General features: G+C 35.5%; 19 protein-coding genes, 2 tRNA genes and 3 rRNA genes. 1 reads left to right on the top strand and 23 read right to left on the bottom strand.

Going from position 1 to position 23,954, the window contains the following annotated elements; translation table 11 throughout:
* Positions 1 to 683 precede the first annotated feature (683 nt).
* The 21 genes from rrf to LG295_RS04695 form a co-directional block, all read right to left on the bottom strand.
* Positions 684 to 798, bottom strand: a 5S ribosomal RNA gene (gene rrf, locus LG295_RS04795).
* Positions 799 to 876: 78 nt separating this feature from the next.
* Positions 877 to 3,799, bottom strand: a 23S ribosomal RNA gene (locus LG295_RS04790).
* A 286-nt stretch (positions 3,800 to 4,085) separates the two neighbouring features.
* Positions 4,086 to 5,638 (bottom strand): 16S ribosomal RNA (locus LG295_RS04785).
* Together the 16S, 23S and 5S rRNA genes with 2 tRNA genes alongside form the textbook arrangement of a ribosomal RNA operon.
* Before the next feature lie 143 nt (positions 5,639 to 5,781).
* Positions 5,782 to 5,855: transfer RNA gene (locus tag LG295_RS04780), tRNA-Gly, on the bottom strand.
* A gap of 21 nt (positions 5,856 to 5,876) precedes the next feature.
* Positions 5,877 to 5,959 (bottom strand) — tRNA-Leu (locus LG295_RS04775).
* A 343-nt stretch (positions 5,960 to 6,302) separates the two neighbouring features.
* Positions 6,303 to 6,752 (bottom strand): SprT family protein, encoded by a 450-nt coding sequence (locus tag LG295_RS04770; RefSeq protein WP_107558802.1) that lies wholly within the window; start codon positions 6,750 to 6,752, stop codon positions 6,303 to 6,305.
* Positions 6,745 to 8,895 carry a Tex family protein gene (locus LG295_RS04765; protein WP_325999680.1) on the bottom strand — a complete coding sequence of 717 codons (2,151 nt, stop codon included), beginning with the start codon at positions 8,893 to 8,895 and terminating at the stop codon, positions 6,745 to 6,747. The genes LG295_RS04770 and LG295_RS04765 overlap by 8 nt, the downstream gene beginning before the upstream one ends.
* Positions 8,896 to 9,041: 146 nt before the next feature.
* The gene (sigB, locus tag LG295_RS04760) at positions 9,042 to 9,812 is read right to left on the bottom strand and encodes an RNA polymerase sigma factor SigB (protein WP_017722126.1); all 771 of its coding nucleotides are present in this window, start codon (positions 9,810 to 9,812) and stop codon (positions 9,042 to 9,044) included.
* Positions 9,787 to 10,269 (bottom strand): anti-sigma B factor RsbW, encoded by a 483-nt coding sequence (gene rsbW, locus LG295_RS04755; RefSeq protein WP_017722125.1) that lies wholly within the window; start codon positions 10,267 to 10,269, stop codon positions 9,787 to 9,789. The genes sigB and rsbW overlap by 26 nt, the downstream gene beginning before the upstream one ends.
* Before the next feature lies 1 nt (position 10,270).
* Positions 10,271 to 10,597 (bottom strand): anti-sigma factor antagonist, encoded by a 327-nt coding sequence (locus tag LG295_RS04750; protein WP_029377954.1) that lies wholly within the window; start codon positions 10,595 to 10,597, stop codon positions 10,271 to 10,273.
* 78 nt (positions 10,598 to 10,675) lie between these two features.
* A complete protein-coding gene (locus tag LG295_RS04745; RefSeq protein WP_107531749.1) occupies positions 10,676 to 11,677 on the bottom strand; it encodes a PP2C family protein-serine/threonine phosphatase in 1,002 nt (333 codons plus the stop codon).
* Between the two features lie 350 nt (positions 11,678 to 12,027).
* Positions 12,028 to 12,390, bottom strand: coding sequence for a type II toxin-antitoxin system PemK/MazF family toxin (locus LG295_RS04740; protein WP_047172098.1), 363 nt, complete (start codon positions 12,388 to 12,390; stop codon positions 12,028 to 12,030).
* Positions 12,387 to 12,557, bottom strand: a complete 171-nt coding sequence (mazE, locus tag LG295_RS04735) for a type II toxin-antitoxin system antitoxin MazE (protein ID WP_017722121.1) — start codon at positions 12,555 to 12,557, stop codon at positions 12,387 to 12,389. Before mazE ends, LG295_RS04740 begins: the two co-directional genes overlap by 4 nt.
* An 87-nt stretch (positions 12,558 to 12,644) precedes the next feature.
* Positions 12,645 to 13,793: an alanine racemase gene (gene alr, locus LG295_RS04730; RefSeq protein WP_107558675.1), complete on the bottom strand. Its 1,149-nt coding sequence runs from the start codon at positions 13,791 to 13,793 to the stop codon at positions 12,645 to 12,647.
* A 103-nt stretch (positions 13,794 to 13,896) separates the two neighbouring features.
* On the bottom strand, positions 13,897 to 14,259 hold the full coding sequence (gene acpS / locus LG295_RS04725) for a holo-ACP synthase (protein ID WP_404476559.1): 363 nt from the start codon (positions 14,257 to 14,259) through the stop codon (positions 13,897 to 13,899).
* 60 nt (positions 14,260 to 14,319) lie between these two features.
* Positions 14,320 to 14,811, bottom strand: coding sequence for a PH domain-containing protein (locus LG295_RS04720; RefSeq protein WP_107531746.1), 492 nt, complete (start codon positions 14,809 to 14,811; stop codon positions 14,320 to 14,322).
* On the bottom strand, positions 14,798 to 16,306 hold the full coding sequence (locus LG295_RS04715; protein WP_107558674.1) for a PH domain-containing protein: 1,509 nt from the start codon (positions 16,304 to 16,306) through the stop codon (positions 14,798 to 14,800). Before LG295_RS04715 ends, LG295_RS04720 begins: the two co-directional genes overlap by 14 nt.
* A complete protein-coding gene (locus tag LG295_RS04710) occupies positions 16,299 to 16,778 on the bottom strand; it encodes a PH domain-containing protein (protein ID WP_107558673.1) in 480 nt (159 codons plus the stop codon). The genes LG295_RS04715 and LG295_RS04710 overlap by 8 nt, the downstream gene beginning before the upstream one ends.
* A gap of 190 nt (positions 16,779 to 16,968) precedes the next feature.
* Positions 16,969 to 18,495 (bottom strand): degradosome RNA helicase CshA, encoded by a 1,527-nt coding sequence (cshA, locus tag LG295_RS04705; RefSeq protein ID WP_107530625.1) that lies wholly within the window; start codon positions 18,493 to 18,495, stop codon positions 16,969 to 16,971.
* A gap of 574 nt (positions 18,496 to 19,069) precedes the next feature.
* Positions 19,070 to 20,425 carry a UDP-N-acetylmuramoyl-tripeptide--D-alanyl-D-alanine ligase gene (murF, locus tag LG295_RS04700; protein ID WP_107558672.1) on the bottom strand — a complete coding sequence of 452 codons (1,356 nt, stop codon included), beginning with the start codon at positions 20,423 to 20,425 and terminating at the stop codon, positions 19,070 to 19,072.
* A 12-nt stretch (positions 20,426 to 20,437) separates the two neighbouring features.
* Positions 20,438 to 21,508 carry a D-alanine--D-alanine ligase gene (locus LG295_RS04695; protein WP_107530627.1) on the bottom strand — a complete coding sequence of 357 codons (1,071 nt, stop codon included), beginning with the start codon at positions 21,506 to 21,508 and terminating at the stop codon, positions 20,438 to 20,440.
* 251 nt (positions 21,509 to 21,759) lie between these two features.
* Between LG295_RS04695 and LG295_RS04690 the strand changes: the two genes are divergently transcribed.
* The gene (locus LG295_RS04690; protein WP_318832727.1) at positions 21,760 to 22,965 is read left to right on the top strand and encodes an FtsW/RodA/SpoVE family cell cycle protein; all 1,206 of its coding nucleotides are present in this window, start codon (positions 21,760 to 21,762) and stop codon (positions 22,963 to 22,965) included.
* Positions 22,966 to 23,383: 418 nt separating this feature from the next.
* On the opposite strand, the gene LG295_RS04685 is transcribed toward LG295_RS04690, so the two are convergent.
* Positions 23,384 to 23,524 carry an Lmo0850 family protein gene (locus LG295_RS04685; RefSeq protein WP_017722111.1) on the bottom strand — a complete coding sequence of 47 codons (141 nt, stop codon included), beginning with the start codon at positions 23,522 to 23,524 and terminating at the stop codon, positions 23,384 to 23,386.
* Positions 23,525 to 23,740: 216 nt separating this feature from the next.
* Complete coding sequence (gene csoZ, locus LG295_RS04680; RefSeq protein WP_404476554.1) at positions 23,741 to 23,953, bottom strand: putative copper chaperone CsoZ; 213 nt, start codon at positions 23,951 to 23,953, stop codon at positions 23,741 to 23,743.
* Between the last annotated feature and the right edge of the window lies 1 nt (position 23,954).

Raw genomic sequence — 23,954 nt, 5'->3', positions numbered from 1 at the left:
AATAGAATTGTGACTTCTTATCAGATTATATTTCATTGTACTAGTGGGACTTATACATGAGCTTTTGCTCATGTATTCCGCTTTGCCTACTCTTGCGGAACGTAAGTCTGCTACCTTCGGCGCTAAAGAGCTTTCTTGTCGTGAGACAAACGCTCGCATCTTTCCTCACTTGCACGTTCTCCTTACTCACTTACCACTCGTATGCTCATTTCGTCGCTCGTTTAGTTCGTCAGCTTCTAAAGTCCCACTTTATTAATATTGTATTAGTGGGACTTATGCATGAGCTTTGCTCATGTACTCAGTCGAAATCGACAATGACTTTCGGTTGAAGTTAAGCTCTTTAGCGCATAAAAAAAAGACCCTATTGGATCTTTAATTGCCTGGCAACGTCCTACTCTTGCGGAACGTAAGTCTGCTACCTTCGGCGCTAAAGAGCTTTCTTGTCGTAAGACAAGCGCTCGCATCTTTCCTCACTTGCACGTTCTCCTTACTCACTTACCACTCGTAAGCTCATTTCGTCGCTCGTTTAGTTCGTCAGCTTCTAAAGTCCCACTTTCTTAATATTGTACTAGTGGGACTTATGCATGAGCTTTGCTCATGTACTCCGTCGAAATCGACAATGACTTTCCGTTAAAGTTAAGCTCTTTAGCGCACAAAAAAAAGACCCTATTGGGTCTTTAATTGCCTGGCAACGTCCTACTCTTGCGGAACGTAAGTCCGACTACCATCGGCGCTAAAGAGCTTAACTTCTGTGTTCGGCATGGGAACAGGTGTGACCTCTTTGCCATTGTCACCAGACAATGAAATGTATGAAATTATACATTCAAAACTAGATAGTAAGTAAATATGATTTAACCAAAACAAAACATTTAAAATTTGATTAAGTCTTCGATCGATTAGTATTCGTCAGCTCCACATATCGCTATGCTTCCACCTCGAACCTATTAACCTCATCATCTTTGAGGGATCTTATAACCGAAGTTGGGAAATCTCATCTTGAGGGGGGCTTCATGCTTAGATGCTTTCAGCACTTATCCCGTCCATACATAGCTACCCAGCGATGCCGTTGGCACGACAACTGGTACACCAGAGGTATGTCCATCCCGGTCCTCTCGTACTAAGGACAGCTCCTCTCAAATTTCCTACGCCCACGACGGATAGGGACCGAACTGTCTCACGACGTTCTGAACCCAGCTCGCGTACCGCTTTAATGGGCGAACAGCCCAACCCTTGGGACCGACTACAGCCCCAGGATGCGATGAGCCGACATCGAGGTGCCAAACCTCCCCGTCGATGTGAACTCTTGGGGGAGATAAGCCTGTTATCCCCGGGGTAGCTTTTATCCGTTGAGCGATGGCCCTTCCATGCGGAACCACCGGATCACTAAGTCCGTCTTTCGACCCTGCTCGACTTGTAAGTCTCGCAGTCAAGCTTCCTTATGCCTTTACACTCTATGAATGATTTCCAACCATTCTGAGGAAACCTTTGAGCGCCTCCGTTACTCTTTAGGAGGCGACCGCCCCAGTCAAACTGCCCATCTGACACTGTCTCCCACCATGATAAATGGTGCGGGTTAGAAATCCAACACAGCGAGGGTAGTATCCCACCAACGCCTCCACGTAAGCTAGCGCTCACGCATCTCAGGCTCCTACCTATCCTGTACAAGCTGTGCCGAATTTCAATATCAGACTACAGTAAAGCTCCACGGGGTCTTTCCGTCCTGTCGCGGGTAACCTGCATCTTCACAGGTACTATGATTTCACCGAGTCTCTCGTTGAGACAGTGCCCAAATCGTTACGCCTTTCGTGCGGGTCGGAACTTACCCGACAAGGAATTTCGCTACCTTAGGACCGTTATAGTTACGGCCGCCGTTTACTGGGGCTTCGATTCGTAGCTTCGCAGAAGCTAACCACTCCTCTTAACCTTCCAGCACCGGGCAGGCGTCAGCCCCTATACATCACCTTACGGTTTAGCAGAGACCTGTGTTTTTGATAAACAGTCGCTTGGGCCTATTCACTGCGGCTCTCCTGGGCGTTAACCCTAAAGAGCACCCCTTCTCCCGAAGTTACGGGGTCATTTTGCCGAGTTCCTTAACGAGAGTTCGCTCGCTCACCTTAGAATTCTCATCTTGACTACCTGTGTCGGTTTGCGGTACGGGCACCACAATTCTAGCTAGAGGCTTTTCTCGGCAGTGTGAAATCAACGACTCGAGGAAACAATTTCCTCTCCCCATCACAGCTTGACCTTAAGAGTGCCGGATTTGCCTAACACTCAGTCTTACTGCTTGGACGTACAATCCAATAGTACGCTTCGCCTATCCTACTGCGTCCCCCCATCGCTTAAAACGAATAATGGTGGTACAGGAATATCAACCTGTTATCCATCGCCTACGCCTATCGGCCTCAGCTTAGGACCCGACTAACCCAGAGCGGACGAGCCTTCCTCTGGAAACCTTAGTCAATCGGTGGACGGGATTCTCACCCGTCTTTCGCTACTCACACCGGCATTCTCACTTCTAAGCGCTCCACATGTCCTTGCGATCATGCTTCAACGCCCTTAGAACGCTCTCCTACCATTGTCCTTACGGACAATCCACAGCTTCGGTAATATGTTTAGCCCCGGTACATTTTCGGCGCAGTGTCACTCGACTAGTGAGCTATTACGCACTCTTTAAATGATGGCTGCTTCTAAGCCAACATCCTAGTTGTCTGGGCAACGCCACATCCTTTTCCACTTAACATATATTTTGGGACCTTAGCTGGTGGTCTGGGCTGTTTCCCTTTCGAACACGGACCTTATCACCCGCGTTCTAACTCCCAAGTTAAATTGATTGGCATTCGGAGTTTGTCTGAATTCGGTAACCCGATAAGGGCCCCTCGTCCAAACAGTGCTCTACCTCCAATAATCATCACTTGAGGCTAGCCCTAAAGCTATTTCGGAGAGAACCAGCTATCTCCAGGTTCGATTGGAATTTCTCCGCTACCCACAACTCATCCGCTCACTTTTCAACGTAAGTCGGTTCGGTCCTCCATTCAGTGTTACCTGAACTTCAACCTGGTCATGGGTAGATCACCTGGTTTCGGGTCTACGACCAAATACTCAACGCCCTATTCAGACTCGCTTTCGCTACGGCTCCACATTCACTGCTTAACCTTGCATCAAATCGTAACTCGCCGGTTCATTCTACAAAAGGCACGCCATCACCCATTAACGGGCTCTGACTACTTGTAAGCACACGGTTTCAAGTTCTATTTCACTCCCCTTCCGGGGTACTTTTCACCTTTCCCTCACGGTACTGGTTCACTATCGGTCACTAGAGAGTATTTAGCCTTGGGAGATGGTCCTCCCGGATTCCGACGGAATTTCTCGTGTTCCGTCGTACTCAGGATCCACTCAAGAGTGAACAAACTTTCGACTACAGGATTATTACCTTCTTTGATTCATCTTTCCAGATGATTCGTCTAGTTTATTCTTTTGTAACTCCGTATAGAGTGTCCTACAACCCCAACAAGCAAGCTCGTTGGTTTGGGCTCTTCCCGTTTCGCTCGCCGCTACTCAGGGAATCGATTTTTCTTTCTCTTCCTGCGGGTACTAAGATGTTTCAGTTCTCCGCGTCTACCTTCAGATATGCTATGTATTCACATATCGATAACATGACATAACTCATGCTGGGTTTCCCCATTCGGAAATCTCTGGATCAAAGCTTACTTACAGCTCCCCAAAGCATATCGTCGTTAGTAACGTCCTTCATCGGCTTCTAGTGCCAAGGCATCCACCGTGCGCCCTTAATAACTTAATCTTTTTTGACTTTCAACACGAACAAGTCGGTTGAAAACCCAAAATGTTATTAATCTGTGAGTGTTCTTTCGAACACTAGCGATTATTTCTTTTTGAATTCAAAGCTTGTTAAAAACTCTAATTCACTCGGTTTTGCTTGGTAAAATCATAAATTTTACTTACTTATCTAGTTTTCAATGTACAAAAAATGCAATGAATACTCCAATGAGCACTCAAAACTGAATACAATATGTCAATGTTATTCCTATTTCATCTTCGTAAGAAGATGTTTCCGAATATATCCTTAGAAAGGAGGTGATCCAGCCGCACCTTCCGATACGGCTACCTTGTTACGACTTCACCCCAATCATTTGTCCCACCTTCGACGGCTAGCTCCATAAATGGTTACTCCACCGGCTTCGGGTGTTACAAACTCTCGTGGTGTGACGGGCGGTGTGTACAAGACCCGGGAACGTATTCACCGTAGCATGCTGATCTACGATTACTAGCGATTCCAGCTTCATGTAGTCGAGTTGCAGACTACAATCCGAACTGAGAACAACTTTATGGGATTTGCATGACCTCGCGGTTTAGCTGCCCTTTGTATTGTCCATTGTAGCACGTGTGTAGCCCAAATCATAAGGGGCATGATGATTTGACGTCATCCCCACCTTCCTCCGGTTTGTCACCGGCAGTCAACCTAGAGTGCCCAACTTAATGATGGCAACTAAGCTTAAGGGTTGCGCTCGTTGCGGGACTTAACCCAACATCTCACGACACGAGCTGACGACAACCATGCACCACCTGTCACTTTGTCCCCCGAAGGGGAAAGCTCTATCTCTAGAGTTTTCAAAGGATGTCAAGATTTGGTAAGGTTCTTCGCGTTGCTTCGAATTAAACCACATGCTCCACCGCTTGTGCGGGTCCCCGTCAATTCCTTTGAGTTTCAACCTTGCGGTCGTACTCCCCAGGCGGAGTGCTTAATGCGTTAGCTGCAGCACTAAGGGGCGGAAACCCCCTAACACTTAGCACTCATCGTTTACGGCGTGGACTACCAGGGTATCTAATCCTGTTTGATCCCCACGCTTTCGCACATCAGCGTCAGTTACAGACCAGAAAGTCGCCTTCGCCACTGGTGTTCCTCCATATCTCTGCGCATTTCACCGCTACACATGGAATTCCACTTTCCTCTTCTGCACTCAAGTTTCCCAGTTTCCAATGACCCTCCACGGTTGAGCCGTGGGCTTTCACATCAGACTTAAGAAACCGCCTACGCGCGCTTTACGCCCAATAATTCCGGATAACGCTTGCCACCTACGTATTACCGCGGCTGCTGGCACGTAGTTAGCCGTGGCTTTCTGATTAGGTACCGTCAAGACGTGCACAGTTACTTACACATTTGTTCTTCCCTAATAACAGAGTTTTACGAGCCGAAACCCTTCATCACTCACGCGGCGTTGCTCCGTCAGGCTTTCGCCCATTGCGGAAGATTCCCTACTGCTGCCTCCCGTAGGAGTCTGGACCGTGTCTCAGTTCCAGTGTGGCCGATCACCCTCTCAGGTCGGCTACGTATCGTCGCCTTGGTAAGCCGTTACCTTACCAACTAGCTAATACGGCGCGGGTCCATCTATAAGTGATAGCAAAACCATCTTTCACTTTAGAACCATGCGGTTCCAAATGTTATCCGGTATTAGCTCCGGTTTCCCGAAGTTATCCCAGTCTTATAGGTAGGTTACCCACGTGTTACTCACCCGTCCGCCGCTAACGTCAAAGGAGCAAGCTCCTTATCTGTTCGCTCGACTTGCATGTATTAGGCACGCCGCCAGCGTTCATCCTGAGCCAGGATCAAACTCTCCATAAATGAATTATGATGTTTGATTAGCTCATAAAATACTAATTTGTGTTATCTCTAACACTTGTTTTGAACCAACAATTTAATGTTGTGTTCGGAATTAACGTTGACATATTGCAATTCAGTTTTCAATGTTCATCAAAATTTCTATATGGAGCGGGTGATGGGAATCGAACCCACAACATCAGCTTGGAAGGCTGAGGTTTTGCCATTAAACTACACCCGCTTATTCAATTAAGGTATTTGATGCGGCCGAGAGGATTTGAACCTCCACGGGAATACTCCCACTAGGCCCTCAACCTAGCGCGTCTGCCGTTCCGCCACGGCCGCTTAGCAAAACGGTTTTTCTTTCATCTCTATTAAGTAACGTATACCATTGTAATATACATTTAACACTTTGTCAACAACTTTTTAAATCAAATTTAATGAAGTTAATGTTTCCTTAACGGAAGTAGTTATTAATTTTTCAACGTTTATTATCTTATAATATATAAGCCCTAACGTCAATATAAAACAAAAACTAAAATGAGTAAAATCACAATCTTACCTATTGTAATTTCCATATATTGTTAAAATACTCATTTAATTCTTTCGTTAGTAGCATTTTAAGTGTCTTATACATACAAAATGAGTCTTAACTTAATGTTAAGACTCAAACACTCACCTTAATAATCTAATTTTTTACTTGAATTAATTTCCCTCTACATTTGCCACAGACCATTTTATTTGTATTTACTTTCCTTATTCTTAGAAACTCAACTCCACATTTTTTACATTTGTAAATATAATTCGCTCTTTCTTCATAATTTTCTAAAGGTGTACAAAATCTTGGCGCCCCTGTCTGTTTGCTTAAACATCTAAAATCTGAGTCTTTATGTTTATAACCTTTACCCTGAATGTGTAAGTGATAGTGACATAATTCATGTTTTATAATATCTATAATTGCAGATTCTCCATATTTTATAAATTGCTTTTCATTTATTTCTATATTATGTGAATTTAATAGATAGCGTCCACCAGTAGTTTTTAACCTATGATTAAAATATGCCTTATGTTCAAATCTTCGGTCAAAATACGTTGCTGATATTTCTTCTGTTAAATGTTGTAAATCATTATTATCCATTTGGATCTATCATTGTCAATGATACTTTTCCTTTTTTCTCATCAATATCTAAAATCCACACATCTACAATATCTCCCACACTTACAATATCCATTGGGTTTTTAACAAATTTCTTAGATAATTGGGATACATGTACTAAACCATCTTGTTTTACACCTATGTCTACAAACGCTCCAAAGTCCACGACATTTCTCACAGTTCCATGAAGTTTCATATTTTTAGATAAATCTTCAATAGAAAGTACATCTGATTTTAATATCGGTGTTTCAAATTCATCTCTAGGGTCTCTATTAGGGGCAATTAATGATTTAATTATATCATCTAATGTTGGTTGTCCGACATTAAGCTTTTCTGCAGTTAATTCAATATTCACATGATTTAACGCTAACTTAAGCTGTTCTGAACCCAGATCATTTGAAGTCATCCCAATCTCTTTTAACAGTTGATAAGTAACATTATAACTCTCAGGGTGAATTGATGTATTGTCTAACGGTTCTTTACCATCCACTATTCTCATAAAACCAATGCTTTGCTCAAATGTTTTTGCGCCTAATCGTTTTACTTTAGCGATATCTTTATTATGAGTTATTGCACCATTTTCTTCTCTGTAATCTATTATATTTTGGGCAATCGTTGGCGTCAGCCCAGAAACATATTGTAGTAATGAACGAGAAGCAGTATTAACATCAACGCCTACTTGGTTAACTGCCGTTTCAACTACAAATGTTAACGCACCTTCCAAAGCTTTTTGATTTACATCGTGCTGATACTGTCCAACACCAATAGATTTCGGATCTATTTTAACAAGTTCACTTAGTGGATCTTGTACTCTTCTACCTATTGAAACTGCACTTCGTTCTTCAACCTGAAATTCAGGAAACTCACTTCTTGCTACTTCTGATGCAGAATACACTGATGCACCTGCTTCATTTACAATAATAAACTGTACATCTAACTTATGTTTTTGAATCATTGTTGCAACAAATTGTTCTGTTTCTCTACTAGCTGTCCCATTGCCTATAGCGATTAATTCAACATCATACGCTTGGACAAATTGTACAAATGTTTTTTCAGCATCATCTTTTTTATTAACTGGTGGATGTGGGTACATAACACCTTTAGCAACAAAAGTTCCAAATGGATTGATTACTGCAAGTTTACACCCGGTTCTAAAAGCTGGGTCTACGCCCAATATTTGCTTACCTTTCATTGGAGGCTGTAACAATAGATTCCTTAAATTTTCACTAAACACGTCTATAGCATGATTTTCAGCCTTCTCAGTTAGATCGCCTCTTAGTTCTCTTTCAATAGAAGGCATGATTAAACGTTTCAAACTATCTTTTATAGCATCTACAATTATATAAGTACCTTCATGCTTATCATTGATTTCATTTTTGTAAATAAAATTTTCAATGCCTTGCGTTTCCATTTCGACTTTTACGCTTAGTACTTTTTCTTTCTCTCCACGATTAACAGCTAATACACGATGGTTCGCAATCTTTTTGACTGGTTCAGCATAATCATAATACATCGAGAATATTTCTTTCTCATCTTCAGCATGCTTTTTCTTTTGAGTCACAATATTAGCGTGTTGAAATGTATCTTTTAAAATCTTGCTTCTATATTTAGGCTCATCAGACACTAACTCTGCAATAATATCTTGTGCGCCTTTTATTGCATCTTCTACACTTGGAACCTCTTCTGTAATAAATTGCTGCGCTTTTGATTCAATTGACGTATCTATCGTTGATTGTTTTAACCATTGTGCGAATGGTTCTAATCCTTTTCTTTTTGCTTCTGTAGCTCTTGTTTTCTTCTTCTGCTTAAATGGTCTATATAAATCTTCAACACGTTGAAGTTTAGTTTGCTTCAAGATATCTTTTTTTAGATCTGTCGTTAATAAACCTTGCTCTTCTATATTATGTATAACTTCTTCTTTTCGTTTTTGTAGATTAACCATATATTGATATTCATCATCAATTTGTTTAATTTCAACTTCATCCAAACCACCAGTTTGTTCTTTTCTATAACGCGCAATAAAAGGTACAGTGTTTTTATCTTCCAATAATGCTAACACTGCATTGATTTGTTTAGTCGTAAAATTATATTTATCTCTTATAGATTGTATTAAATTACTATCCATAGAATCCTCCACTCACAATTATGTATTTATTCTTATCTATCTTATATATTTTAACATATTTGGTTAATACATTATTTTAAATATATAACTACAAATGAAAAAGGCAGTACTCTATATTTAGAGACCCTGCCTTTTGATTTTAATCATTATTTATTCGCCGCTTCTTGAAGTTTTTTTATCGCGGTTCTTTGTAATCTTGAAACATGCATTTGGCTCAGACCAATTCTTTCTCCTGTTTCTTTTTGGCTCAAACCTTCGATAAAAGTGCATTGAATAATTTGTCTTTCTCTTTCAGTTAAAATAGGTAATATTTTTTCTAATATCATTCTTTTTTCTGTTAAATCATAATTATCATCTTGTTGCCCCATTATATCTAATAATGTAACTGTAGAACCATCTTTATCTGCTTCAATAGAATGATCAACACTTAACGCATTATAGCTTTGACCCATTTCCATTGCTTCTAATACATCTTCTTCATTTACTTCAAGTCTGTCAGCAATTTCTGCAATAGAAGGGGAGCGCTCAAGTTCATTTGTTAATTCATCTGTTACTTTCTTGATACGTGGTCCGATTTCTTTAATTCTTCTAGGTACATGGACACTCCATGTTTTATCACGTAAATAACGTTTTATCTCACCAATTACAGTTGGTACTAAAAAGGCTTCGAACTTTCTATCAAAGGATAAGTCGAACCGGTTAATTGCACCGATTAAACCAACCATACCGACCTGAACGAGGTCTTCATGATGAGATTGACCTTTAGAATATTTATATGCCAACGATTCGATTAACTTTCTATAGTGCTTTACAAGTTTATCTTGAGCATCAGAATTTTCATTGTTTTGGTGCTCTGTAATCCATTGGTTAATTTGTTCAGGTGATACATCATTAACTGATTTCGACTCTCTCGCCATTATTTCGCACCTGCTCTTTTTTAATATACTTTATCATGCTGATTGTTACTCCTGATTTTTTATCAACCGTAACTTCATCCATTAATGATTCAATTAAAAACAGACCTAAACCTCCTTCTCTTAAGAAATCGATATTTTCATTTTCTTTATAAGGTCCTAATTGTGCTTTAGTTTCTTCATAATCAAAACTTTCTCCTTGATCAGAGATTACAATTTTTATCTTGTCATCAAAAATTTCAAAACAAAGATTTATCATCCCTACATCGTTTGGGTCATCTTTATACGCATGTTTCACTGCATTAGTAACTGCTTCACTAACTGCAATTTTAGCATCTTCTATATCATCATACGAAGCACCTGCACGTGAAAACACACCCGATAAGGTCAATCGTATTAAACTCACATATTCTGCTGAGGCTGGCAAACGCATTTCAATATAATCCTGTTTATGTTGCATGTTATTCTACCTCCGTTCCTTCATTAACATGCATCAAATCTTTTAATCCTGTAATATCAAATAGTCGATTTATCCGATCTGAAACACCTAGAATATATAATTCCTTATCATTCTGGTTTAGCGCTTTTAACGTGCCTACAAATAAACCTAGACCAGTTGAATCCATATAACTAACATTTTCTAAGTTTACATATATATCATGTGTTCCTTCTTGTCTCATTGGAACTAAGACTTCTTCTAACTCAGGAACTGTATAAACATCCAGTTCCCCGCCAACTTTCACCTCATAATGAGTATCATGAGTCACAGTTTCAATATTAAGGTTCATAACATTACACTCCTAATTATAGTCTCATTAATAACTTTTATACCCTTAAAGTTAAATTTTAAATCTAAAACATCAAAACTAATTCACTCTTTTTATTATTAATATTGTTAAGTCATCTCTTTTTTCTGGATTCTGTATCTTTAAAATCGCCTCATATAAAAGCTGCACTATATCCTGAGGATGCATGTGCTTATATTTGTGAATCATATCTAACAGATGATGTTTGTCTAAAAAATCTCCAGCCTCATTTCTAACTTCTGTCACTCCATCAGTAAATATAATTACTAAGTCATCTAAATAGATTGGAATTTCTTGTTGTTTATAGCGCGTTTGTTGACTCACACCTAAGACTCGTCCGCGTACAGTAATTTCTTCAAATGACTCAGTTTCTGCACGATATACGTAGCCCGGTTCATGGCCAGCTGAACTACAATATAATAAGTGATTCAGTTCTTCATATAGTCCATAAAACATAGTTACAAACATATTTTGGTTAACATTTTTTTCTACCACGCGATTCAGCCTTTTCAGACCATCACTTGGTAACTGTGAATGTCCATATGAGTCCATACCAAACTTTATCATACTCATAGCCAATGCAGCTGGGATACCTTTCCCAATGACATCTGCTACTGCGAAACTCATCGTTCCATCTTTATGATCAATAAGATTAAAGTAATCACCACTTACTTTTTGGGCTGCAACAGAAATCACACCGATTTGTATACTGTCAAATTGAGGTATATCTGTTTTCAACATAGTCTGTTGTAAACGTGACGCTAAATCAATCTCTTTATCATGATATTGTAAGCGATCCACTAATTGTTTATAGTCCCTGTAGCTATAGCCAAACCCTTTAACAATTTCTTTTAATACATTAAATGTTTTTAAAATTTGGGATTCGTCTAAACTATGACGCTTTATGTACTCTTTATGTATTTGCACTATATCTTCAGGTAATAAATCCTTTTTTATCACCTCTTCAGTAAAACGCTTACACTCGTTTAATAATCCTGTTGAATCATTTGTATATAAGCTCTTATCAATTAGCGCTTTATATTGATTTTTGAATTCTTCCACGCGGTATATCCTCCTCAAAATGCAAATATAAATCGCATACATTGGATGTAACATATATATGTTCTTTATGTATGTTTTTAACGGGGTATTTATAGTGTTAACCATTGATTTAATCTGTCTATCAGCTAAATTATTATTTGGTATAGTCTTAACTATAATATTTAAAAAAGCTTTAGGATACCCTAAAGCTTCTCACTTAGACATCTTATGCAAAGGTATCCAACCACTATAATAAAACTCAAAATTTAGCAAACTTAATTAACTCAACAATTAAATGGTTGTTACATGTTATAGTAAATCGATGCCTATCATTTACTATTATATTTACTTATTAAGTACCCCCTTGAAAATTAGGATTTATGATTCCTAATATTATGTAATCCTAAACTTATATCAATAGCAATGTTAACTTCTTTCATTTTTTTCTCAGAAAGATATGTTAATTTTTCCTTTAGCCTATTTTTATCTAAAGTCCTGATTTGTTCTAACAATATAACAGAATCTTTATCAAGTTTATATTTACTTTTTTCTATTTCTACATGTGTAGGTATTTTAGCTTTATTAATCCTACCAGTAATTGCGGCTACAATTACTGTAGGACTATATTTATTCCCAGTATCGTTTTGTATTATAACGACAGGTCTAATTCCCCCTTGTTCAGACCCTTGCACTGGTGATAAATCAGCTAAATAAACGTCTCCTCTTCTCATCATTCATTATTATTCTTGGAGCTAATGTAAACTTCATTGCAATCACAAGCTTCACATTCAAATGGAAAAGCTTCTGCTGCAAGGGAGAGATTTAAGTCAGCCATTTGAGAATAGCCTTCTTTTAATAGTTGTTCAATACTATGATTTCTACTTTGATTAAAACTTGCCATGAATAAAGACCTCCAGGTGACTAAAATAGAATATATCGAGATTTGTTGTTAGATATATAATAACAAATTTTACACACAGTGACTATACTATTTTAGCAATTCATTTTGAATTTCTAAGCCTTTAGTCTCATGATAAATCCTTGGTAATCTCCTACTTAACCTACATAAAACTTCGTAATTGATTGTTTTTTGTTGGTGTGCCAACGCTTCAGCAGATTGTGGATTATCACTATGATGGTCCATAATAATGACTTTATCTCCTGCTTGTATTTCTTCAGGAACTTTTATAATTATCTGATCCATACATACTTTTCCAATGATTTCACATTGAATACCATTCACATTAACGCTAAAACCTTTCATCATTCTTGGAAAACCATCTGCATATCCCACTGGAATAATGCCTATCCTAGTTGGTTCATCAGCTGTATATACACTACCATAGCTTACTGATTCTCCTGATTGTAATATTTTTGTTTGAACAATCTCACTAATCCACTGCGCACTTGGTTTTAAATGTACTTTAACATTCGTTTTGACATATTGAGATGGATAATAACCATATAATGAGATACCGACTCTAACTGCATTACAAAACTGTGTATCTTTCATTAATGCACCTGCTGAATTTTGAGAATGTATATAATTCGGTTTATCAGCTTGATTAACTATTTCTTCAAATAAAGATTGTTGCTGATTCATTGATTCGCCAGCTTCATCTGCACATGCAAAATGTGTGAATACACCTTCAAAAATCAAATGTTCTTGTGATTGGATAAGCGATATAACTTCTTTGTACTCATCAACGTCTTTCATACCTAATCTACCCATACCAGTGTCTAATTTAATATGTAACCAAATATCTTTTTCATTTGTTTCTGGAATTTCATGCATTGCATCAGTTAACCACGCCTTTGAAGGTACTGTAATTGCAACACGATGTTGAATGGCTTTACTAATATTATATGAAGGTATTACACCTAATACGAGTATTTTTGCATCTATACCATGCATTCGTAACTCAATAGCTTCATCAAGCGTCGCCACTGCAAAAAACTCCGCACCATTTTCCATAAGTTGTCTAGCAATTGGTACACTTCCTAAACCATAGCCATTTGCTTTAACTACTGGCATAATTGTTTTATTTGGATGTAATTTTTGAAAGACTTGAAAATTAGAAACAATGGCATTTAAATCAACATTCAAGTATGACGATCTATAGTACTTATCAGACATTAAATTTATACCTCCTATATGCTTATATGATATACATGTTTTTACATTAAATTAATTTTATAACACTCACGTTACGATAGCCAAATCAAACATACTGTAAATCCTAAAAAACTTCATCCGCTTCTAAAATAACTTGGCTCATCGCATAGTGCTCTGTATGCGTAATACTGACATGCACGTTAAAGCCACTGTAATTAACGCAAGGTTTTCCATTATCATCATTGAAGCAATCTATATCATTAAAAGCGACCTTTATACCAATACCTGTACCTAATGCTTTACTAAATGCTTCTTTACATGCAAAGCGTCCAGCTAGAAATTCTATTTTACGTTGTTCATTTTGGAAACTGTTAAATTTATATTGCTCATTCGCAGATAAGATACGTCCCACAAGTTTATCTTGCTTTTGATAAAGTTTCTTTATTCTATCAATCTCAATTAAATCAACACCAATACCGTGTATCATAGCGCTTCTCCTCATTTTTATATAACTTTTTTCTCTTACTTATAAATTCATAATTACTATTTAGTCTGACTGGTTTTTGTCGTTATTAACGGATTTAATTTGTTGTTTCAAATTTGTCGCGGTTGTTTTATTGATAAATTTAATATTTATATTACCACCGGCAGTTGATAAGGTTAGATTTGATAGTTTGTATTTTCTCATTAAAATCCCTTCATGTGTATCTACATTTTGTATTCTAAATAATGGAACTTTCATTACTGATACAAACCACAAACCATTTCTAACTGTAACGACGTGATCATCTATACTATATTTAAAAATTTTATATCTATAGATAGGAATGAATATAGCATTTAAAATTAAGTATATAAACGCTATACTGACTCCAATAATCAAAACCCATTTCATTTGTTCTTTATCAATCCATTCAAGCCATACACGGTTGACCACGCTAAATATAGTTAATACTATTAAAAAAATCACAACAGTAATAATTGCAGAGAGACGCATGACAGTTTTTCCTGATTCATGCATATTATTATAGTTCTCCATCGTTTTCACCTCTCAAATACCAATTCCTAAGCATTTGTACGTGCTGCTGCGGATTAAAGTCAAGTCCTATCGCTTCATTCCCTGCAGCCTTTGCAATAATAAAATTAAAATTACCTAAATTACTTTTAATAAGAAACGGATTGCGCCTTATCTCCATTCCCAATATCTTATTATGCTTAAAATATGAGTTTCTAAATCCAAATAGAGTTACATTACGTACTACGAGTTCATCATTTCGTACTTTTAAACCTGAATATTTAACAATAAGATAACTATGTATGATTAATAAAAGTATTATTATACCAGCGATTAAAAAGACCCATGGCAACCAAAAATAATTTATAATAGCAGCAACAATGATAAGGACAATCGACTCTCTCCAAAAGTGTCTATGGAATCCACGCCAAGGCATACCTTTTTCTGGCTTTTCAAATGACATATTAGGGATTAAATCTTTAATAATCGCATAACCTTTATCCCGTTTAATAAATGGAAGAATCATAACGTTGCCATCTAACGACACATCATCTTTATCATTACCGTTCATATCACTAGTAATTACAAAATGAATCGATGTATAGCCGAATAATTTTCTGAAAAAGGATTGTTTTTCAACAATTGCTTGTACTCTATCAGTAGGAACAGTAATACTTTTCACATTAAAAAGACCATATTTAATATTTAACTGATTATCGCTTTGTGTCACAGTGTAATTAAAATTACGTATAATGACGATAAGCGTTCCTACTATATAACTAATTGCCACGACCATTGCAACCATCATAAGCACTATCACGAAAATTGCCTGTGATATTTGTGCAAATTCATCTGTTAACCAACCCCAAGGAATTACATTCGACAAACCGCCAATAATTGGTGATACCGCAGCAAACGCCACACCTATAGCCCCGCTAGTTAGTGCCATAAATAACAATTCTTTAAAGTTCAGCTTATATAAATGTAAAGGCTGATTGGTTGCTTCAGTTCTATATTCATCTTCTATCGAAAATTCTTTCTCACTTTCTATATCTTCACTACTATTGATTAATTCTTTTTGTTTATCTCTCAAGGCTTGTTGTATCGTTTCACTTTGTGATTTTGAAACTGTATCTAGATCAACACCATCACTAGGTGTTTTGATTTGCAATTTCACACCACCAACTAATTGATTAATGATACCTTGTGATGTATCTAGCGTTTGAATACGACGGATATTTAACTCTTTTCTTTCTTTTGTAAATATACCTGTAGCTAAAATAAAATGATCATTCTCTATCCAATAGCGCGTATTATAAACTTTTAGAACTTGGGTTATAAAAGAAATAATAAAAAACAAACTTACTATACCCGGAAAGATATAAGCATAAATATTAGTGAAATCAAAGTCTCTAATATTAAAAACCAAAAATATAATGATTAAAAAGATATTTTGCTTAATTGCTTCAATGATACCTGTTAAATATGAAATAGGATGCAGTTTTTGTGGTTTATACATCAAAATCAGCCCCTTTCAAATAGCTGAGTGTCATAGATTCAAAAGCTTTTGAATCTTTAATCGATATTAACGGAAAACTCACGTTATGCCCCGCTGTAACTAAAGATACTTTAGCCAAGCCTAGCTTCTTTAAAATCGGATTATTTTTTCGTTCAGTAAATTGAGTTCTCTCAAGTTTCACCATTTTTTGTGTTTTAAAAAAGAAATCGAATTTAATTTCTATATAATTTTCCATAATACGAAAATAAGTATACCGATAAGTAATCCAAGGTTTTAAGGCAGCATATATAATATCAAATAAAATAAATGCACAAATTAAATAGATTATAAAATGCCACCAATCGAAATGGTTCCATAAAAATATTAAGCCAATTGCTATAATCATATTAACTATAAATGATAGTCCTTCACTTATATAATAGTAAGTTAACGCTTGACTAGGACTTTTCTTAAATAGTTGTTCGCTCGACATATATACACTCCTCCATTGAGTTTTCAACTCATTATAACATATGGTCATTACAAGCTTCACTCCCCTTATGCAGTAAATATATATTAAACTGTCTTTCAATAATAACTTATAATTTATGTTTACATACAAAAAAATCACCCCAAATAATTGGGATGATTAAACCTAAATTTCATATATGATAAATTATTTTTTATTTTTTATGGTCAGCAAACGTGCGACCTTTCATTGATGATTTCTTATTGCTGTTTCTATCTGAAGACGGTCTATCATTTTTCTTCTTGTTGTTGAATCCGCCTTTACCTGAACGACGGTTTTTGTTATCGAATTTGCCACCGCCACGTTTGTAATTTCCACCACCACGTTTTGGTCCACCTTTACCTTGACGACCTTTACCACGAGATAATGGTTTTTCAAATGTTAATTGAACATCAACATCATCATTAGATTCAACTAACTCTTGTAATAATGCAGCGACTAAATTCACATCATTATATTCTTCAATTAATTCAGTAGCAATACGTTGTAATCTAGGTTCACTGTCTCTAGACATCCAGTTTTGAACTTTACCTTTAATGTCATTTTCACGAGCTTTAAGCACTTCTTTACGATGAGGTGGTCTCAAAGCTGTCATTTGACGTTTGTTTGCTTGTTCAATTTGACGGATATAATCCATTTCAATTGGGTTAACAAATGTAATCGCTACACCTTTTTTACCGGCACGACCAGTACGTCCAATTCTGTGTGTATAACTTTCAGTATCTTGAGGGATATCGAAGTTATAAACATGGCTTACGCCTGAAATGTCTAATCCTCTTGCTGCAACATCTGTCGCAACTAAAATGTCTAATTGATCATTCTTGAATTTTTTCAACACTTCTAAACGTTTTGCTTGTGTGATATCACCATGTAACCCTTCAGCTTTGTATCCTTTTGAAATTAACGCGCTTGTTAACTCATCAACACGACGTTTTGTACGACCGAATACGATAGCTAATTCTGGTTGGTGTACATCTAAAAAGCTTGTAAATGTATCGAATTTTTCTAATTCTTTTACAATAGTATAAAATTCTTCGATTTGTGGATCAGAAGTTTCATTGTTCATTGTTTTAACAATGACAGGTGATTTCATGAATTGTTGTACTAATGTTTGGATTGCTTTAGGCATAGTTGCTGAGAACAACATAGTTTGACGTTGTTCAGCAGGTATTTTATCCATGATAAATTTCATGTCATCGATGAAGCCCATGTTCATCATTTCATCCGCTTCATCTAAAATTAACGTATGAATATCAGTTGTTTTTAATGTACGACGGTTTAAGTGATCAATCACTCGACCTGGTGTACCTACTACGATTTGTGGTCCTTTTTTAAGTGCTTTGATTTGACGGTCAATTGGCATACCACCAAATACTGTAACTACTTGTACATTTTGTCCTTTAGAAAACGATTTAAGTGATTCAGCAACTTGCATTGCTAATTCTCTTGTTGGTGCAAGGATTAATGATTGAACGCCTTCTTGGTCAGCCACTTTTTCAATTAATGGAATACCAAATGCACCTGTTTTACCTGTACCAGTCTGTGCTTGACCAAGAACATCTTTGCCTTCTAAGGCAAGAGGGATACTCTCTTTTTGTATAGGAGTGGCCTCATTGAACCCCATGGATTGTAGGGTTTCTGCCATCTTATCTGAGATCCCTAATTCTTTAAAATTTTGCAATATAATTCTCCTTTATTTATCTGTATTTCTATACATATATGTTCACTTAAGTTTCTTCAACTTCTTTATAGTACCACCTCAAGTATATAATCGCAATAAACCAAATTTGATTAAATAAGCTATATCATATGTATTGAATGTCACTGTACTCACGGTAAACCTTGTAAAACATAGGTTGTAAGCGTTTAAATTTATTTTCCAACATGGGTTTTAACTTCTGAAATTTTTTTGTTAATTTATTTATTCAGTTAATTGTCAGATTATTATACTTTGAAAGTGCAACTACCTTTTAGTTCAAATATATTTATTTAAACTTTTTTACATTCTTAGAATATTATAATAAATTCCTTTAATTATTTTTAAGAATGCATGATTTGACTTAAACGTGTGAAAGCAATTTTTGATTGTACGTTGGTTTCAAACAGCGATATACAATAACCTAATGTATCAACAGCACAAATAAGACCGAGACATTTTATGCCTCGGTCTTATTTAGATATGTCGCATATATGATGAAACATTTAATAGTATAATTAATCGTTATATTTATAACTACTATTTAATATTAACTAGCTTAAATTAATGCTTCAACGACTTCTTCTAATTTCATGCCTCTGGAACCTTTTACTAAAACCTTATCTTCTGGTTGTACATATGTTTTTATAGTTTCAATCAACTTTTGCTTATTCTCAAAGTGTTCCATATGGTTTACATACTGATTACCTACATTACTTATATATTGGGACTCCTCACCAAATGTAAATAAGGTATCTATATCCTTACCATTTAAATATTCTCCAACCTGTTCATGCATGATTTGACTATTAGGCCCTAACTCCAATACATCACCTAATACGAGTATTTTCCTTCCGTTCATCACTGCCAAAGTATCTATAGCCGCCTTCATACTAGTAGGACTTGCATTATAGGCATCATTGATTACTAACGAATTATCTGAAGTGTGATATTGTTGCATTCTCATACCAGTCAATTGGACTTCACGTAAATTATTAAAAATTGTGTCGTAACTCAACTTCATTCTCTTGCCTACTGCAATTGCAATCGTAGCATTTTTCATATTATGTTCACCTAATATTGGAAGCTCAAATCGCTCTTCTTCGTTAATAGTAAATGCAATTCCATCATTATTAATCGACTCAATTTGACTCACAAGTGAATTAGTTGAATGTTTACCTATACTAACTAAATCTACATTAGATAATTGATTTACATAAGGTTTTAATAACGGTTCGTCACCATCATAGATAAACAAACCTCCTGGTTTTAGACCTACTGTAATTTCAGATTTAGCTTTCGCAATACCTTCTCTAGAACCTAAATCTTGCATATGTGACTCACCAATATTAGTTATTACAGCAATATCAGGTTCTGCTAAATTTGATAAAAATTCAATTTCATGAAAGCCTGACATACCCATTTCAAGAATTGATATTTCAGTATCTATATCCAATTCTAAAATGGTTAATGGCATACCAATTTCATTATTATAATTGCCTTGTGTCTTTTTAACTTTAAATTGTGGTTTAAGTACACTTTCAATCATATCTTTAGTAGTAGTCTTACCATTTGATCCTGTAACTGCAATAACTTGAGGATTGACAAACTCTAAATAAGCTTTTGCAAGTTGTTGTAGCGCTGTCAATGTATCATCGACCCATATTATCGGACCTTCAACATTTTCATCTAAAAACGTACCTTTTTGATAAAATGAGGCCCCTGCACCATCTCTTAATGCTTGTGCTACATATTGATGACCATCAACGTGTTCGCCTTTAAACGGGATAAATAAGTTTTGGCTTTTAATATCGCGTGAATCAATAGAAACACCTTGTATGCCTTGATTCATATACTCATTATCAATTTCACAAGGAATCCATTCTTGAATTTGTTCTAATGTTACCTCAATCATAATTTATCCGCCTCAATCAATTTTGTATTTATTTTGTTTTTTATCATTGTGTTTTTCCTTAGCTAATTCAATTAATTTCTTAATTAACTCTGCGTAAGATACACCCATATTTTCCCAAAGACTAGGATACATACTAAACGCAGTAAAACCTGGCATAGCATTAGTCTCATTTATAAAAATTTGATTATCTTCAGTAACAAAGAAATCGGCGCGTAATAAACCAGAACAATCAGTTGCTTTAAATGCTTCAACAGCCATATTTCTTAAAGTCATTTGAACTTCTTCATCTAAATCAGCTGGAATTTCTAACCTAATCTTTCCATCTTTGTATTTTGATTTGTAATCATAGAACGCAACGTCCTTCACGACCTCTCCAGGCCAAGTGGTTTCAGGATAATCATTACCCAATACAGCAACTTCAATTTCTCTAGCATCAATACCTTGTTCAATAACTAACTTACGGTCAAACTGAAATGCTTCTTCAATACCAACTTTTAATTCTTCTTCATTATTACATTTACTAATTCCTACACTTGATCCTAAATTGGCTGGTTTAACAAACACTGGATATTCTAATTTATCATGTACCAATTTTAAGATATTACCTTCATATTTATGATACTCGCTTCTTAAAAAGCTCACATATGGCAATTGAGGTAAGCCTCTGTGTGCAAAAAGTTGTTTCATTACTAATTTATCCATTGAGCTTGAGGCAGCTAAAACGCCATTCCCTACATATGGTATATCCAATACTTCAAACAAGCCTTGGATTGTACCATCTTCACCATTTGGCCCATGTAATACAGGGAAAACTGCACTATAAGGATTGCCAGTACTACCTACGTTAAGCAACTGGGAAATTTCTCCCGCTTCAACTTCTGTTAAACGCAAAGTGTCTATGTCGTTTATAGTGTCTACGATATTTTCTTTCTTTTTCCATGCACCATCATTTGTTATGTAAATAATGTCTACTTGATATTGTGCTTTATCAATAGCATTCAAAACATTTTGTGCTGTTAATATTGAAACATCGTGTTCTGCACTTTTTCCTCCGTATACGATACATACATTTTCTTTAGCCATATTTTAGCCTCCATATACAATTCTTAAACTACATCATATCACGATTTAATAATTTTTTGCATTTGTTTAGTAGTATAAAAAGCATTTATTTTTCAAAGATATCTCAAGTATATTTTTAAAGTTATACAGTAACACAATAATTATAATTTTCTAAATATAGCACCCTCATTCTAGCAAAATATGCTAAAGTTCGGTAAAATCTATATATAATACAAATCTAGAGAAATCTAATTAGTTTAAAGGGGTAAGAAATGAGAATTTCACGTCAATTAAAAAATAACCATTGGATACGGCGGATTGACTGGGTTTTAATAGGTATCCTCGTATTATTAGCAACAATTAGTGTCACGATTATTAATTCAGCTATGGGTGGTGGCCAATATAGTGCCAACTTTAGCATAAGACAGATTTTATATTACGTGTTGGGTGGTTTAATCGCATGTTTAATCATGCTCGTATCACCTAAGAAATTAATGAAATATACATACTTGTTGTATTTTTTACTTTGTGTAGCCTTATTTATACTCATTATTATTCCAGAAACACCTATCACACCTATTATTAATGGAGCTAAAAGTTGGTATAAATTAGGGCCAATTAGTGTACAACCTTCAGAATTTATGAAAATTATACTCATACTCGCACTTGCAAAATTAGTTTCTAGACATAATCAATTTACCTTTAACAAATCATTAGAAACTGATTTTAAACTATTATTAAAAATTGCAGGCATTTCAATTATCCCAATGGGCCTTATATTATTACAAAATGATTTAGGGACTATGTTGGTACTTTGTGCAATTATAGTAGGAGTTATTGTCGTAAGTGGTATTTCTTGGAAGATATTAGCGCCTGTATTTATTGCAGGCATCGTCTTAGCATCAAGCATTATTCTTTCAATCATTTACAAGCCTTCACTAATTGAAAATAGTTTTGGTATCAAGACTTATCAATTGGGGCGTATTAATTCTTGGCTTGATCCTTACACATATAGTAGTGGTGATGGTTATCATTTAACTGAATCACTTAAAGCCATTGGATCAGGGCAACTTTTTGGTAAAGGGTTTAATCATGGTGAAGTTTATATTCCAGAAAATCATACAGACTTTATATTTTCTGTTATCGGTGAAGAATTTGGATTTATCGGTTCTGTTATCTTAATATTAGTTTTCTTAGCCTTTATATTCCATTTAGTTAGACTTGCTACGAAATTCGAATTACCCTTCAGTAAATTATTTATTATTGGATATGCAACGCTTGTTTTATTCCATGTATTACAAAATATTGGCATGACTATCCAGTTATTACCAATAACAGGTATACCATTACCATTTATCAGTTATGGTGGTAGTTCATTATGGAGTTTAATGTGCGGAATCGGTGTTATATTATCGTTTACTTATCACCAACCAAAACAATATTCAACAACAGCGCAATTATCTAGATCAAAGAATTAGGTTTCATTAATGTTGTCGTTATACAATGCTATGTCTATATATAAATGAACAAATTAGAATCACTATACATAGCAATACTAATTTAAAAATGATAGCGAACTGAACGGTGAGGTAGATTACTATTGAAAAAATTGTCTTATGGCGTAGTAATCATTTAATACTTCTTTGAGTAATACTCATGTGTTAACTACTACAAATTATCAATTCACTCAACTACCTTACCACATAGATAACAATCATCGCTAAACGATGTTGAACCCCTAAAAGTTAGATTTTGTCTAACTTTTAGAGGTTCTTTTTTATGAAAAAATATTATAACTATCAATTATGAACATTTTTGTATCAATCCTATTTCATATAGTAAAAATAAAAAAGCGACTAGAACCATTGGCTCCAATCACTTCATTGGGTAACTTGACTATTTCAATTCGTTAGCGGTTTTCACAGTAGTTGGTAGAGTATGCATAACTTCTAATCGTGATTTGGTTTTCTTTATGTTTACCCCTAATGATGATAATAGTTTAACTACGTTTTGAATTTTTTCGTTATCTTTATTCATATCATCACCCCTATATCTCTAGCTTCTACTATATCTTACCCTTTTTGAATGAAAAATACCACATTATATTAAATTTTTTTAAATCACTTCAAAAAAACAGTAATTTTTATTGTAAAATTACAATTAAATTTTATTTTTACGTTGTCATTTTATACTTTATAACTATGCCATGGGTATTTAAACTCAAATTGTAATATAATTCACTTTATTAATTTATTAAAATATTTGATATCCTAGATCATAAATTTCTTTTTCTAAATTATTTAAACTCGCTGGTGTTTCAAATTTAATAAGTATTTCTCCTTTATCGCTATCTATAGCAACATTGTGTACACCTATAACATTCATTAATTGTTGTTGTATTTGATATTGTTGTTGTTCTGAATTAATACCTGAGACTTGAATTACTTTTGATTGCACTTTTGTCACC

It is taken from the genome of Staphylococcus pseudoxylosus, from assembly GCF_044794325.1.
In the GTDB taxonomy this organism is placed as follows: Bacteria; Bacillota; Bacilli; order Staphylococcales; family Staphylococcaceae; genus Staphylococcus; species Staphylococcus pseudoxylosus.
The sequence above is the reverse complement of the archived record's forward strand: the minus strand, read 5'-3'. Positions and strand labels throughout refer to the sequence as shown.

What these genes read in the sequence shown, in the direction of transcription:
- LG295_RS04690 (WP_318832727.1), top strand. Translation starts at nt 21,760, where the DNA reads ATGAGAATTTCACGTCAATTAAAAAATAACCATTGGATACGGCGGATT.
- LG295_RS04720 (WP_107531746.1), bottom strand. Translation starts at nt 14,811, where the DNA reads ATGGAGAACTATAATAATATGCATGAATCAGGAAAAACTGTCATGCGT.
- acpS (WP_404476559.1), bottom strand. Translation starts at nt 14,259, where the DNA reads ATGATACACGGTATTGGTGTTGATTTAATTGAGATTGATAGAATAAAG.
- LG295_RS04770 (WP_107558802.1), bottom strand. Translation starts at nt 6,752, where the DNA reads ATGGATAATAATGATTTACAACATTTAACAGAAGAAATATCAGCAACG.
- LG295_RS04765 (WP_325999680.1), bottom strand. Translation starts at nt 8,895, where the DNA reads ATGGATAGTAATTTAATACAATCTATAAGAGATAAATATAATTTTACG.
- LG295_RS04685 (WP_017722111.1), bottom strand. Translation starts at nt 23,524, where the DNA reads ATGAATAAAGATAACGAAAAAATTCAAAACGTAGTTAAACTATTATCA.
- LG295_RS04715 (WP_107558674.1), bottom strand. Translation starts at nt 16,306, where the DNA reads ATGTATAAACCACAAAAACTGCATCCTATTTCATATTTAACAGGTATC.
- murF (WP_107558672.1), bottom strand. Translation starts at nt 20,425, where the DNA reads ATGATTGAGGTAACATTAGAACAAATTCAAGAATGGATTCCTTGTGAA.
- LG295_RS04710 (WP_107558673.1), bottom strand. Translation starts at nt 16,778, where the DNA reads ATGTCGAGCGAACAACTATTTAAGAAAAGTCCTAGTCAAGCGTTAACT.
- mazE (WP_017722121.1), bottom strand. Translation starts at nt 12,557, where the DNA reads ATGGCAAGTTTTAATCAAAGTAGAAATCATAGTATTGAACAACTATTA.
- sigB (WP_017722126.1), bottom strand. Translation starts at nt 9,812, where the DNA reads ATGGCGAGAGAGTCGAAATCAGTTAATGATGTATCACCTGAACAAATT.
- rsbW (WP_017722125.1), bottom strand. Translation starts at nt 10,269, where the DNA reads ATGCAACATAAACAGGATTATATTGAAATGCGTTTGCCAGCCTCAGCA.
- LG295_RS04750 (WP_029377954.1), bottom strand. Translation starts at nt 10,597, where the DNA reads ATGAACCTTAATATTGAAACTGTGACTCATGATACTCATTATGAGGTG.
- LG295_RS04740 (WP_047172098.1), bottom strand. Translation starts at nt 12,390, where the DNA reads ATGATGAGAAGAGGAGACGTTTATTTAGCTGATTTATCACCAGTGCAA.
- LG295_RS04695 (WP_107530627.1), bottom strand. Translation starts at nt 21,508, where the DNA reads ATGGCTAAAGAAAATGTATGTATCGTATACGGAGGAAAAAGTGCAGAA.
- alr (WP_107558675.1), bottom strand. Translation starts at nt 13,793, where the DNA reads ATGTCTGATAAGTACTATAGATCGTCATACTTGAATGTTGATTTAAAT.